Source organism: Clostridium beijerinckii (genome assembly GCA_003129525.1).
Classification (GTDB): Bacteria; Bacillota; Clostridia; order Clostridiales; family Clostridiaceae; genus Clostridium; species Clostridium beijerinckii_D.
In genome coordinates this window covers 425,626-438,821 of sequence record CP029329.1, presented here as the reverse complement: position 1 = coordinate 438,821, position 13,196 = coordinate 425,626, and the positions used below count along the sequence as shown (strand labels likewise).

The following is a 13,196-nucleotide window of genomic DNA, read 5'->3' as shown; positions in this document are numbered from 1 at the left end:
CATTGGAATTGCTATAAATATCAGTAAGACAAAACAAATTATAAGTAAGATAAAAATTAAATAAGAATTAAATAAAAAGGAGAAAATATAATGGAAAAAATATTATGGAAAGAAAATACATTACCTAAAAATGATAAAGAAGGAAGTATAAAATTTCTTAATAAAGAAGAAGTTTCAAAAGCAAAGAATTTTCATGAAAGTTTTTTAGAATATGATAAAACACCATTAGTAGATTTAAAAGAGTTATCTAAAAAGATTGGATTAGGTGGAATATACGTAAAGGATGAATCTTATAGATTTGGATTAAATGCATTTAAAGTATTAGGTGGCTCATTTGCAATGGGAAGATACTTAGCAGATAAATTAGGTGAAGATATAAAAGATTTACCATATGAAAAATTAACTTCAAAGGAAGTTAAAGAAAGACTAGGAGATATAACTTTTGTAACAGCAACAGATGGTAATCATGGAAGAGGAGTTGCATGGACAGCTAATAGATTAAAACAAAAATCGGTAGTTTACATGCCAAAGGGCTCTTCACTTATGAGATTAAACAACATAAAGGCTGAAGGTGCAGAAGCTAGCATTACAGAGTTAAATTATGATGATGCAGTAAGACTTGCAAATAAATATGCAGAAGAACATAATGGGTTAATGGTTCAAGATACTGCATGGGAAGGCTATGAAAAAATACCAGCATGGATAATGCAAGGCTATGGAACGATGGCATTAGAAGCAAGTGAACAATTAAAAGAATTTGATGTTGAAAGACCTACTCATATATTTGTACAAGCAGGTGTTGGTTCTTTAGCAGGTGCTATTCAAGGTTTCTTTGCTTCAATGTATCCAGAAAATTGTCCAACTACTGTAGTAGTAGAATCAAATCTTGCAGATTGTTACTATAAATCAGCAATAGCAGATGATGGTAAAGCGAGAGTTGTTGGTGGAGAGATGCAAACAATAATGGCTGGACTTGCATGTGGAGAAGTTAATACAATTGGTTTTGAAGTATTAAAGAATTATGCAAAAGCATTTGTTTCAGCTCCAGACTGGGTAGCTGCTAAAGGAATGAGAGTTCTTGGAAATCCATTAAAGGGAGATAAAGGTATAATTTCAGGCGAGTCAGGAGCAGTAACAACTGGTTTATTATATGAAATTATGACTAATGATGATTATAAGGATTTAAAACAAGCTTTAGGATTAGATGAAAATTCAAGAGTACTTTTATTTAGTACAGAAGGTGATACAGATCCAGAAAAGTACAGACAAATAGTTTGGAATGGTGAATATTAAATTACATTTTAATAAATAAAAGTTTTGCTGATGTTGGATAAAAAATAAGTATTTAGAATGAAAGGAGATCTATATGCTAACTAATAAAAGAAAAGAAAGTTTAACTGAGTTATGCCAAGAATTAGTAAGAAATCAATCAGTTTCAGGTGATGAATCTAAAGTTGTAGACGTAATAAAAGGAAAATTTAAAGAATTAGGATATGACGAATGCTCCATAGACGCTTATGGTAATATAATTGGTCATATTAAAGGAAACAAACCTGGAAAGAGAATACTTTTCGATGGACATATAGATACAGTACCAGTACCAGATGATTCAAAATGGACGCATGCACCTTTTGGAGGCGAAATAGTTGATGGAAAAATCTATGGAAGAGGAACTTCCGATATGAAGGGTCAAACTTCAGCTATGATATTAGCCGCAGCTTATTTTGCAGAAGATACTAAGAGAGATTTTGAAGGCGATATTTTTGTTGTAGGTGTAGTTCATGAAGAAATTTTTGAAGGCGTATCAGCAAGAAAAATAAGTGAAGCTATAAAGCCTGATTATGTTGTTATTGGTGAATCTTCTGAATTAAATTTAAAGATTGGTCAAAGAGGAAGAGCAGAAATTGTTATTGAAACTTTTGGAAGACCAGCTCACTCAGCTAATCCAGAACAAGGAATAAATGCAGTTTATAAAATGTCAAAGATAATTGAACGAATTCAAGATATAGAAACTCCAGTTCATGAAGTACTAGGAAAAGGAATATTAGTTTTAACTGATATTAAATCTTCACCATATCCAGGAGCATCAGTAGTTCCAGATTATTGTAGAGCTACATTTGATAGAAGACTTTTAGTTGGAGAAACTAAAGAAGAAGTTTTAGCACCAATACAAAAAATTATTGATGAATTAATAGCAGTGGATAAAGAAATGAATGCTAAAGTTTCATATGCAGTAGGAAAAGAAACTTGTTATACAGGTGAAACAATTGAAGGTGAAAGATTCTTTCCAGCTTGGTTATATAAAGAAGACGATGAATTTGTTAAGGCAGCTCTTAAAGGATTAAGAAGTGCAGGAATTAATCCAGAAATAACTCAATATTCATTCTGTACAAATGGTTCTCATTATGCTGGGGAAGCAGGAATCAGAACAATTGGTTTTGGACCATCAAAAGAAAATTTAGCTCATACAATTGATGAATATATAGAACAAGAACAATTATTTATTGGTGCAGAAGGATATTATGGAATATTAAAGTCTGTTTATAATAAATAACAAATGGCTTAATAGATATATAGAGGATGATTAAAGATGAAGATATTAATAAAAAAAGGTTTCATAGTAGATGGTAGTGGAAATGAAGGTTACAAAGGAGATGTTTTGGTCTGCAATGAAAGAATAGATAAAATATCATATGAGATTAATAATGAAAATGTAGATAAAATAATAAATGCTGAGGGGTTAGTAATAGCTCCAGGCTTTATTGATACTCATTCACATAGTGATCTTAAAATCTTAGAAAATCCATATAATGAAATAAAAATAAGACAAGGTATAACAACAGAAGTATTAGGTCAGGATGGAATATCAATGGCGCCGCTACCAAAAGAATATGTAGCATCCTGGAGGAAAAACTTGGCTGGATTAGATGGGGAATCAGACGAAATAAATTGGAATTATGAAACTACTGATAATTATTTAAAAATGATGGAAAATAACGGAGTAGGCTTAAATGAAGCTTATTTGGTACCCCATGGAAATGTAAGAATGGAAGTACTTGGTCTTGATAATGTACAACCTGATGAAGAACAATTAAAGAAAATGTGTGAAGTTACAAGAAGAGAAATGGAAGCAGGAGCTTATGGATTATCTACTGGATTGATATACATGCCATGTGCTTATTCAGGAACAAGAGAACTTGTTGAACTTTGTAAGGTAGTAGCAGAATTTAATGGAGTATTTGTAATTCACCAAAGAAGTGAAGCAGATTCAATAATAAGTTCAATGAAAGAAGTAATTGAAATTGGTGAAAAATCAGGAGTAAGAGTTCATTTCTCACATTTTAAAGTATGTGGAAAAAAGAATTGGAAGCACGTTGATGAAGTAATTGTATTGCTTAATGAAGCTAAAAAGAAAGGGATAAAAGTTACACTTGACCAATATCCATATGCAACAGGAAGCACAATGCTTGGAGTAATATTGCCACCTTGGGCTCATGATGGAGGTACAGATAAACTTTTGGAAAGACTAGCTTCTCCTGAAATGAGAAAAAAGATGATTCTTGATATGGAAAATAATGAACAAAATGATATGGAAGCATGGGATAATTTTATTGACTTTGCAGGATTAGATGGAATATATGTAACTTCAGTAAAACATAAGAGAAATGAACAGTTTATAGGAAAAAATTTAGTTGAAATTGGAGAACTTAAAGGTAAAGATCCATATAATGCAACTTTTGATCTTTTGTTAGAAGAAGAAAATGCAGTTGGAATGTTTAATTATTATGGAATTGAAAAACACATAATAAAGTTTATGAAATTAACAGAACAAAATGTTTGTACTGACGGATTACTTTCAGGAAAACCTCATCCTAGAGCTTATGGTTCATTCCCAAGGATACTTGGAAGATTTGTTAGAAAGCTTAATGTGTTAACTCTTGAAGAAGCAGTTATGAAAATGACTAGTAAAGCAGCAAATGCAATTAATATAAAAGACAGAGGATTGATTAAAGAAGGATATTTTGCAGATATAGTTATTTTTAACGCGGATACGGTTATAGATAAAGGAACATTTGAAGATTCAACTCAATATCCAGAAGGCATTGAATATGTGATTATAAACGGTCAAGTAGCAGTTGAAAATGGAGAATATAAAAAGGTGAAAGCAGGTATAGTACTTAGAAAGGGGTAAGAGGATTTTTATGAAAATTGTAGGCAATGGAAGACTAATAACTCAAAATAAAGAAAAGCCCTTTATAGAAAATGGTGCATTAATTGTAAGTGACGGTAAGATAATTGATTATGGAAATACTAGTGATATCTTAGATAAATACGGGGATGTAGAATATATAGATGCAAAGGGAAAAGTTATAATGCCAGGTCTTATAAATACACATGGACATATATATAGCGCTTTTGCAAGAGGAATGAATTTAGATGGACCTACGTCTAAGGATTTCTTAGATATACTAAATAACTTATGGTGGAGATTAGATAGAAAATTAACATTAGAAGATGTAAAATATAGTGCTTACACAACACTAATGGATAGCTTAAAGTTTGGAGTAACGACATTTTTTGATCACCATGCAAGTCCCAATGCTGCTAAAAATAGCCTTTTTACAATTGGAAAAGTAGCAGAAGAACTTGGAATAAGAACTTCCCTTTGCTATGAAGTTTCGGATAGAGATGGAGAAGAAATTTTAGAAGAGGGAATAAAAGAAAATGTAGACTATATAAAGCATTGTATAGAAAAGAAAGACAACATGAAATCTGGAATGTTTGGAATGCATGCAAGCTTTACACTTTCTGATGAATCTTTAAGAAAATGTGTAAAAGAAGCTGAGAAGTTAGATTGTGGATATCATATACATGTAGCTGAAGGATTGGCTGATGAAGAAGAGTGTATGAAAAAACATGGTAAAAGAGTAGTGGAAAGACTAAATGATTTCAATATATTAGGAAAAAAAACAATTGCAGTTCATTGTGTGCATGCAGATGAAAATGAGCAAGAATTAATTGTAAAGACAAACACATCTGTAGTACATAATCCAGAATCAAATATGGGAAATGCAGTAGGTGTATCACCAGCGCTTGACCTTATAAATAAAGGTGTAACTGTTGGACTTGGAACAGATGGATATACTCAAGATATGTTTGAGTCTATGAAGGTTGCCAATATAATTCATAAGCATAATTTAAAAGATCCATCAGTAGCTTGGGGAGAAGTGCCTTTAATGCTATTTGAAAACAATAGAAAAATTGCAGAAAGACATTTCGAAGGGAAATTTGGAATTATCGAAGAGGGAGCCAACGCAGATGTAATAATAGTAGATTATAATCCATTGACTCCAATGAATGAAAGTAACTATAATTCACATGTTTTATTTGGAATGATGGGAAGATCTGTAGATACAACTATAGTAAATGGAAAGGTTTTAGTTAGAAACGGTAAGCTTATAAGTGTTAATGAAGAGGAGATATTAGCTGAAGCTAGAAAAGTAAGTCAAAAACTATGGGATAGAATTTAAAATGTAATTTAGTAAGAATAATTATTAAATTAATAAATTAAGGGGAGCGTGTTTATTATGTCAAATTTAAACGTTAATATTTTAGGAATGAAATTTGAAAACCCTATATTTACAGCAGCAGGTCCTGGAGCAAAAGATGGAGAACTTTGTTTTGAAGCAGTGAAGCTTGGAGCGGGTGGATTAGTTACTAAGACAATCTCAGTGAATCCAGCAGATGTACCAAGACCATGTATGGCAAGAACAAATTCAGGATTTTTAAATACAGAACTATGGTCAGAATTGCCAAAAGAACAATGGATAGAAAAAGAATATAAGAGAGCTAAGGAAGCTGGAGTCCCAATGATTATAAGTATGGGATATACAGCAGAACAAATTAAACAAGTTGCACCACTTATAAAACCTTATGCAGATGCGGTTGAACTATCAACTCATTATGTTGGTACAGATGTTGGACCAATAGTTGAAGCAATGAAAGCAGCTAAAAGTGCTTTAGATTGTCCAGTATTTATGAAAATGAGTCCACATACTGATATTCAAGTAATTGCAAAAGCTTTAGAAGATGCAGGAGCAGATGGATTAGTTATGATTAACTCATTTGGACCATGTATGGCAATTGATACTGAAACTGGATATCCAATAATGGGAAGTAAGAATGGATATGGATGGCTATCAGGAGCACCAATAAGACCACTTGCAATAAGAAACATATATGATGCATCACAAGTTGTAAATATTCCAATAATCGGTGTTGGTGGAGTAACTTGCGGAAAAGATGCAGCAGAAATGTTAATGGCAGGAGCAACTGCAGTAGAAGTTTGTACAGAAGCTATATTAAAAGGACCTGGAGTATATGGAAAGATTGCTAAGGAATTAAATGAATTCTTAGAGATCCATGGATACAAAGATGTTAATGAAATAATCGGATTAGCTCACAAAAAAGCAGCAGATAGAACATTTAGAACAGAAGCAATTCCTCCAGTAGTAGACCAAGCTTTATGTGTTAAATGTGGACAATGTAAAGTAAGTTGTGTATATGAGGCAATTACAATTGGAGATGAACTTGTAATTGATATTGATAAATGTTTTGGTTGTGGATTATGTGTGACTAAATGTCCAAAGAATGCGTTAACAATTCAATATAAATAATAATTTAGAAGGTAAATAGAAATAGTAAAAGTACCTATTTTAAGCTTAATGGGGAGTTTAGAACTGAACTCCATTAAAAATAAATTTTATCCGATAGCTAGCATCCGTAACACTCCCACTTTTTTTAGTGGGAGATAACGGCTGCACGCTCCTGGATAAGTGAAACTTGATAAAAAATAAAATATGAAAAGAGGAAATTAAATGAACAAAATAATAAATACAACAAATGCACCTGCAGCAATAGGACCATACTCACAGGGCTTAGTAGTTGGAGGATTAGTATATACTTCAGGACAACTACCATTAAATCCTGAAACAAAAGTTTTAGAAACTGAAATAAAGACAGCAACTAAACAAAGCTTAGAAAATTGTAAGGCTATATTAGAAGAAGCAGGAACAAGTATGGATAAAGTATTTAAAACAACTGTATTTGTAAAGGACTTAAATGATTTTGCAGCAGTAAATGAGGTTTATGGAACATACTTTAAAGAAAATCCACCAGCAAGAAGTTGTGTTCAAATAGCTAAATTACCAATGGATGCAGTTATTGAAATAGAAGTTATTGCAACAGTAGAATAAATACCCAAAGTGAAAATTGTACTTATGAGGATAATCTACTGAAATAAGGAGCATGCTTTTGTTTTGGTTTCAAGGGAATTTTGATGGGTGCTTCTAATCTAGAAGCACAGCCATCAAAACCTTCAAAGTAATATTCCACAAAAGCATACCCTTTTATTTTTAGTTGGCAATATATTCACAGTATAAAGTATAGATTAGAAGGGTGCATCTGAATGGGGCTTTATAATGAAAAATTAAATTAGAATTTAATTTGTTTATAATTGTTAAATTTTATATAATATAAATAAAAGGATTAAAAGGTAAAATTTTAATCTTTTTATTTGTATTATAGCACTTGAGAAAAAGTATATAAAATATTCTTAGCTTCAAGTAAAATGTTCTTAATACAAATATAAAATATATGAAGGTGAAAATATGAAGATTTTTGAATGTATTAATGCAGAAATAAAGGAACAAAAATCATTAATAGAAGCACTAAAAATAGATACTAATAAAAAAAGGATAATTTCATTTGTTGGAGGCGGGGGTAAAACAAGTTTAATATATGAATTAGGATGTGAATTGAGTAGATTAGGTAAAAAAGTTATTATAACTACTACTACTCATATGTTTATGCCTAAAGATAATGTAGTGGTTACAGGAAAAGAAGATGATATTATTAAATTATTATATAGTGAAAATATGATTACAGTTGGAATGTTATGTGATGAGAAATATATAGAATTTAAATATAATCAATTGAAAGATAAAAAAATAATTGATGAGATTGAAGAAGGAAGACTAAAGAAAATAAGTGGGTTACCAAAAGAAATGGCTATACGTCTTATAGAATTAGCGGATTTTTTGTTGGTTGAAGCTGATGGATCAAAAAGATTGCCATTAAAAATACCGGCTGAGCATGAGCCAGTAATATTAGAAGGAAGTAATTTAGTTGTAGGTGTATGTGGTATTGACGCAATAGGAAAAAGCATCAAGGAAAAATGCCATAGATCAAATTTAGTTTCAAAGTTTTTGGATACAGATGAACAACATATTATTAATCCACATGATATTGCAAAAATATTATCAAGTGTTCATGGTCAGAGAAAAAACGTAAAATGCCATTATAAAGTTATTATAAATAAAGCAGATAATATAAGAGAGGTAGAAAGAGCTAAAGATATATCAAAGGAATTAGTTAATTTTGGAATAAGTGAAACAATAATAACAACATTTAAAGATCAGTTATAATAGAAAGCTAATAATAACTTTGGATAAGGGGGCTAACAGCAATGATTGTATTAATAAAAGGTGCTGGAGATTTAGCAACAGGAGTGGCTTATAGATTAAAAAAATGTGGATTTGATGTAATTATGACAGATATTTCTGAACCCACTACAGTTAGAAGAACAGTAGCATTTTCACAAGCTGTATATGATAATAATGTAGAAGTAGAAGGGATAAAGGCAACTCTTGTTTCAGGGATAGAAGAAGGTATAGAGGTTATCAAACAAGGACACATTGCAGTAATAGTAGATGAAAAAGCAGAAATTTTAAAAGAACTTAAGCCAGATGTAGTAGTTGATGCGATAATTGCAAAGAAAAATACAGGAACAAACATTAATGATGGGCCAATTGTTATTGCTCTTGGACCAGGATTTACAGCTGGTGTTGATTGTCATTGTGTTATTGAAACAAAAAGAGGACATTATTTAGGGAAAGCAATATATGATGGAAGTGCTATACCTAATACTGGAGTACCTGGAGATATTGGAGGATACACCAATGAAAGAATAATTAGAGCTACGAGTGATGGGAAAATATTACCTAAATCTAAAATAGGAGACTATGTAGAAAAAAGTGATATTGTAGCTTATGTTAATGAAACTCCAATTTTTGCACAAATAAATGGCATAGTACGTGGAATGCTTCAAAAAGATGTTAACGTATTTAAAGGAATGAAAAGTGGAGATATCGATCCAAGATGTGAGAGAAATCATTGCTTTACAATTTCAGATAAAGCTAGATCTATTGGTGGAGGGGTTCTAGAAGCAATTTTATATTTAAATCAAAACATAGACGTGAATAATAACTTAAGAAAAAGTAAAAAGGGGGGATACATTTGATAGATTTATATGAACGTAATATTGATTATATTAGGATATCTATAACAGATAAATGCAACTTAAGATGTAAATATTGTATTCCAGAAGAAGATATAACAAGTACATTAAATAATGAAATATTAACATTTGATGAGATAATTAAAATCTGTATTAGTGCTTCTAAATTAGGAATAAAAAAAGTTAAAATAACAGGTGGAGAACCACTTCTTAGAGCAGATGTAACTGATTTGATAAAATCAATTAAGAGTATACCTTTAATTGAGAATGTTACGTTAACTACAAATGGAATATTTCTTTCTGATAAAGTTCGCGATTTAAAAGAATCTGGAATTGATAGTATAAATGTTAGCTTGGATACATTAAATAAAAATAAATTCAAAGATATTACTAGGAGAGATGGATTTGATAAAGTTATAGATGGAATAAAAAGGTCCATTAAGCTAGGAATAAAAATCAAGATAAATTGTGTACCTATAAGAAATTTTAATTATGATGAAATAAATGATATTGCAGCAATAGCTAAAGATAATAACATAGATGTTCGCTTTATCGAAATGATGCCGATCGGAATCGGAAATTTATTTAATAGTATTTCAAATAAAGAAATATTAGAAATTATCGAAAAGAATTTTGGAGAATTTAAAATTTGGAGTAGAGGTTTACAAGCTGAAAATAAAAAAAAGGATTTAAAGAATTTCAGTGACAATGGTCCAGCTACATATTACCAAAATGATAATTTTAAAGGGCGTATAGGATTGATTAGTGCTGTGAGTAATGAATTTTGCCCAAATTGCAATAGGATTAGAATTACTTCGGATGGGTTTCTGAAACCATGTTTATGTTATAGTGATGGAATTGATTTAAAAGCTTTAATTAGAAACGGAACTAGTGAAGAGGAATTAACTCTTTCAATTAAAAATGGAATTTTAAATAAACCAGAAAAACATGGTTTTAACAAGTTATCTAAAAGTGATAATTTGGAAGTAAAAAGTATGTCACAGATTGGTGGCTAATAAGAAAGAGGGAAGAAAAAATTATGGGAAATGTAATTGCAATATGCATAAGTGAAAAGCGAGGTACACAAAAGACAAATATTCAAGAAGGAAACTTTATAGAGAATTTTGGGATAGAAAATGATGCACATGCTGGAAATTGGCATAGGCAAGTAAGTCTTTTGTCTTATGCCAAAATAGATGAATTTAATAAAAAAGGTGCGAATGTTATAGATGGCGCATTTGGAGAAAATCTTGTAGTAGAAGGAATTGAATTTACAACTTTACCTATTGGAACAAAATTAAAGTGTAATGAGGTTATTTTAGAAATGACTCAAATAGGAAAAGAGTGTCATAGTCATTGTGAAATTTATAAAAAAATGGGTGAATGTATAATGCCTAAAAATGGAGTTTTTGCAAGGGTAATTAATGGAGGAAAAATAACTTGTGGAGATAATATGGAAATTTTATCTGATGTAGAAAGGATATGAGAAATGTATAGGATAGGAATAATCACATCCAGTGATAATGGTTATGCAGGAATGCGAGAAGATAAAAGCGGAGCTGCAATTAAAGAAATTATGGAATCTAATAATTATAGAGTTGAATTTTATAAGATACTTCCAGATGAAAAAGAAATGTTAAGTAATGAAATGAAAAGGCTATGTGATGAAAATATTGTTGACTTGATAATTACAACTGGTGGAACTGGACTTTCAAAGAGAGATAATACGCCTGAAGCTACCCTAGAAATAGGAGAAAGATTAGTACCAGGAATATCAGAGGCAATGAGAGCATATTCAATGGCAATAACTAAAAGAGCAATGCTTAGTCGAGGTGTTTCTGTTATTAGAAAAAATACACTAATAATAAATTTGCCAGGAAGTGAAAAGGCTGTAAGAGAGAGTTTAAATTATATTATATCTGAATTGGAACATGGAGTTAAAATTCTAAAAGGCCATACCGGGGAATGCGGAAGATAAGGGAGGGATAATAAATGAATAAGATAATTGATGCAAAAGGTAAGAATTGTCCAATGCCTGTAATAATGGCAAAGAAAGAAATAGACGGTGGAAATAATAGTTTTATAGTTGAAGTTGATAATAACATTGCTGTACAAAATCTTCAGAAGTTAGCTAATAGCCAAGAGTTTATAACATCTCTAGAAGAAGGTAACGGAGTATTTAAAGTTTATTTCTCAAAGGATTCAGATAAGGCGAATGAAGCTGAAAAATGCGAAGAATGTGATGAAATAATGGCTAAATTAGAAGGAAAGAAAAATGTTTTAGGTACCTGGTCAGTATTTATTGGAAAAGATATTATTGGAGCAGGTAATGAAGAACTTGGAAAGTCACTAATGAAAATGTACTTTTATACAATTTTAGAAGGCGATGATTTACCAAAATCAATTTTGTTTATGAATGATGGAGTAAAAGTTCCTACATTAAATGAGCAGGCAATAGAGCATTTAAAAGATTTAGAAAGTAAAGGTGTTGAAATATTAGTCTGTGGCGCATGCCTTAATTTTTATGAACTTGAAGAAAAGCTTAAGGTAGGTAAAATAAGCAATATGTATGATATAACAAATTCTATGAAAGAAGCATCAAAAGTTATCACTTTATAGATACCTAAGGTGAAAACTGTACTTATGTGTATATCCTACTGAAATAAAGACGAATGCATTTATTCGGTTACTGAAGATTTTGATGAAAAGATGTTGTAATAACATATATTAAACAGTTAATTAATTTCAAGGAGGGGCATTATATGTCAAGCAATATAAAACTTACTAGTTTAACTAAAACTTCAGGATGTGCTGCCAAAATAGGACCTGGAGTACTTCATAATGTTTTAAGTAGTTTGCCTAAGTTTGAAGATTCAAATTTACTTGTGGGATTTGATACTAATGATGATGCTTGTGTATATAAAATTAATGATAATACAGTAGCAATTCAAACAGTAGATTTCTTTCCACCAATGGTAGATGATCCATATACATTTGGTCAAATTGCAGCGGCTAATGCTCTTAGTGATATTTATGCAATGGGTGGAAATCCTGCAACAGCTATGAATTTGCTTTGCTTTCCTTCTTGCTTAGATATATCAATTATGCGTGACATACTTGCTGGTGGATACGATAAAGTTAGAGAAGCTGGAGCAGTAATTGCTGGTGGACATACTATCGCAGATCCAACTCCGAAATATGGTCTTTGTGTAAGTGGATTTGCACATCCAAATGAAATTCTTTCAAATAGTAATGCAAAAACTGGAGATATACTTATACTTACAAAACCATTAGGCATTGGAATAATGAATACTGCGGCAAAAGCAGAATTATTAACTGAAAGTAAAATTAAAGAAGTTGCATCTATAATGACTACATTAAATAAGTATGCTAAAGAATGCACTTCTGGACTGCATGTGAATTCGTGCACTGATATAACTGGTTTTAGTTTAATTGGTCATAGCTATGAAATGGCAAGTGGTAGTAATAAAACAATAGAGATTTTTAGTGATTCTGTAGCTATTATAGATGGAGCACTAGACTATGCTAAAATGGGAATTATACCTGAAGGAATGTACAATAATCTTGATTATTTAAAAGATAAATTCACTTTAGTTTCAAATATTAAACAGGAGCTACAAGATGTGCTAATAGATCCTCAAACATCAGGTGGATTGCTACTTTCAATTCCTGAAAGAAATGTTAAAGAGTTTCTATCAAGAATTGAAATGTTCACACCATATGCAAGAGTTATTGGACAGGTTGTTGATAATGGTGATAAACCTATAATAATTAAATAATTAGATATATTCTAAATTTAAATTCTATTTATACTTAG

13 protein-coding genes are annotated in these 13,196 nt (G+C 30.9%); all 13 read left to right on the top strand.

The window, feature by feature from the left end:
* The first annotated feature begins 90 nt into the window (after positions 1-90).
* Positions 91-1,293 (top strand): diaminopropionate ammonia-lyase, encoded by a 1,203-nt coding sequence (gene dpaL, locus DIC82_01820; GenBank protein AWK49903.1) that lies wholly within the window; start codon positions 91-93, stop codon positions 1,291-1,293.
* 73 nt (positions 1,294-1,366) lie between these two features.
* Positions 1,367-2,554, top strand: coding sequence for a YgeY family selenium metabolism-linked hydrolase (locus tag DIC82_01815; GenBank protein AWK49902.1), 1,188 nt, complete (start codon positions 1,367-1,369; stop codon positions 2,552-2,554).
* Positions 2,555-2,590: 36 nt separating this feature from the next.
* Positions 2,591-4,192 carry a D-aminoacylase gene (locus DIC82_01810; protein AWK49901.1) on the top strand — a complete coding sequence of 534 codons (1,602 nt, stop codon included), beginning with the start codon at positions 2,591-2,593 and terminating at the stop codon, positions 4,190-4,192.
* Positions 4,193-4,202: 10 nt separating this feature from the next.
* A complete protein-coding gene (locus DIC82_01805) occupies positions 4,203-5,531 on the top strand; it encodes a putative aminohydrolase SsnA (GenBank protein ID AWK49900.1) in 1,329 nt (442 codons plus the stop codon).
* Between the two features lie 57 nt (positions 5,532-5,588).
* The gene (locus DIC82_01800; protein ID AWK49899.1) at positions 5,589-6,677 is read left to right on the top strand and encodes a diguanylate cyclase; all 1,089 of its coding nucleotides are present in this window, start codon (positions 5,589-5,591) and stop codon (positions 6,675-6,677) included.
* Between the two features lie 201 nt (positions 6,678-6,878).
* Complete coding sequence (locus tag DIC82_01795) at positions 6,879-7,256, top strand: reactive intermediate/imine deaminase (protein AWK49898.1); 378 nt, start codon at positions 6,879-6,881, stop codon at positions 7,254-7,256.
* A 414-nt stretch (positions 7,257-7,670) separates the two neighbouring features.
* The gene (gene yqeC, locus DIC82_01790; protein AWK49897.1) at positions 7,671-8,486 is read left to right on the top strand and encodes a putative selenium-dependent hydroxylase accessory protein YqeC; all 816 of its coding nucleotides are present in this window, start codon (positions 7,671-7,673) and stop codon (positions 8,484-8,486) included.
* Positions 8,487-8,527: 41 nt separating this feature from the next.
* Positions 8,528-9,361 (top strand): EF2563 family selenium-dependent molybdenum hydroxylase system protein, encoded by an 834-nt coding sequence (locus DIC82_01785; protein AWK49896.1) that lies wholly within the window; start codon positions 8,528-8,530, stop codon positions 9,359-9,361.
* A complete protein-coding gene (gene moaA / locus DIC82_01780) occupies positions 9,358-10,374 on the top strand; it encodes a GTP 3',8-cyclase MoaA (GenBank protein ID AWK49895.1) in 1,017 nt (338 codons plus the stop codon). The genes DIC82_01785 and moaA overlap by 4 nt, the downstream gene beginning before the upstream one ends.
* A 23-nt stretch (positions 10,375-10,397) precedes the next feature.
* Entirely contained in the window at positions 10,398-10,844 is a 447-nt protein-coding gene (locus tag DIC82_01775; GenBank protein AWK49894.1) for an MOSC domain-containing protein, read from the top strand.
* A 3-nt stretch (positions 10,845-10,847) separates the two neighbouring features.
* On the top strand, positions 10,848-11,336 hold the full coding sequence (locus tag DIC82_01770; GenBank protein AWK49893.1) for a molybdenum cofactor biosynthesis protein: 489 nt from the start codon (positions 10,848-10,850) through the stop codon (positions 11,334-11,336).
* A gap of 14 nt (positions 11,337-11,350) precedes the next feature.
* Complete coding sequence (gene yedF / locus DIC82_01765) at positions 11,351-11,977, top strand: sulfurtransferase-like selenium metabolism protein YedF (GenBank protein ID AWK49892.1); 627 nt, start codon at positions 11,351-11,353, stop codon at positions 11,975-11,977.
* 143 nt (positions 11,978-12,120) lie between these two features.
* Positions 12,121-13,158, top strand: coding sequence for a selenide, water dikinase SelD (gene selD, locus DIC82_01760; protein ID AWK49891.1), 1,038 nt, complete (start codon positions 12,121-12,123; stop codon positions 13,156-13,158).
* The last annotated feature ends 38 nt before the right edge of the window (positions 13,159-13,196 follow it).

What these genes read in the sequence shown, in the direction of transcription:
- dpaL (AWK49903.1), top strand. Translation starts at nt 91, where the DNA reads ATGGAAAAAATATTATGGAAAGAAAATACATTACCTAAAAATGATAAA.
- DIC82_01815 (AWK49902.1), top strand. Translation starts at nt 1,367, where the DNA reads ATGCTAACTAATAAAAGAAAAGAAAGTTTAACTGAGTTATGCCAAGAA.
- DIC82_01810 (AWK49901.1), top strand. Translation starts at nt 2,591, where the DNA reads ATGAAGATATTAATAAAAAAAGGTTTCATAGTAGATGGTAGTGGAAAT.
- DIC82_01805 (AWK49900.1), top strand. Translation starts at nt 4,203, where the DNA reads ATGAAAATTGTAGGCAATGGAAGACTAATAACTCAAAATAAAGAAAAG.
- DIC82_01800 (AWK49899.1), top strand. Translation starts at nt 5,589, where the DNA reads ATGTCAAATTTAAACGTTAATATTTTAGGAATGAAATTTGAAAACCCT.
- DIC82_01795 (AWK49898.1), top strand. Translation starts at nt 6,879, where the DNA reads ATGAACAAAATAATAAATACAACAAATGCACCTGCAGCAATAGGACCA.
- yqeC (AWK49897.1), top strand. Translation starts at nt 7,671, where the DNA reads ATGAAGATTTTTGAATGTATTAATGCAGAAATAAAGGAACAAAAATCA.
- DIC82_01785 (AWK49896.1), top strand. Translation starts at nt 8,528, where the DNA reads ATGATTGTATTAATAAAAGGTGCTGGAGATTTAGCAACAGGAGTGGCT.
- DIC82_01775 (AWK49894.1), top strand. Translation starts at nt 10,398, where the DNA reads ATGGGAAATGTAATTGCAATATGCATAAGTGAAAAGCGAGGTACACAA.
- DIC82_01770 (AWK49893.1), top strand. Translation starts at nt 10,848, where the DNA reads ATGTATAGGATAGGAATAATCACATCCAGTGATAATGGTTATGCAGGA.
- yedF (AWK49892.1), top strand. Translation starts at nt 11,351, where the DNA reads ATGAATAAGATAATTGATGCAAAAGGTAAGAATTGTCCAATGCCTGTA.
- selD (AWK49891.1), top strand. Translation starts at nt 12,121, where the DNA reads ATGTCAAGCAATATAAAACTTACTAGTTTAACTAAAACTTCAGGATGT.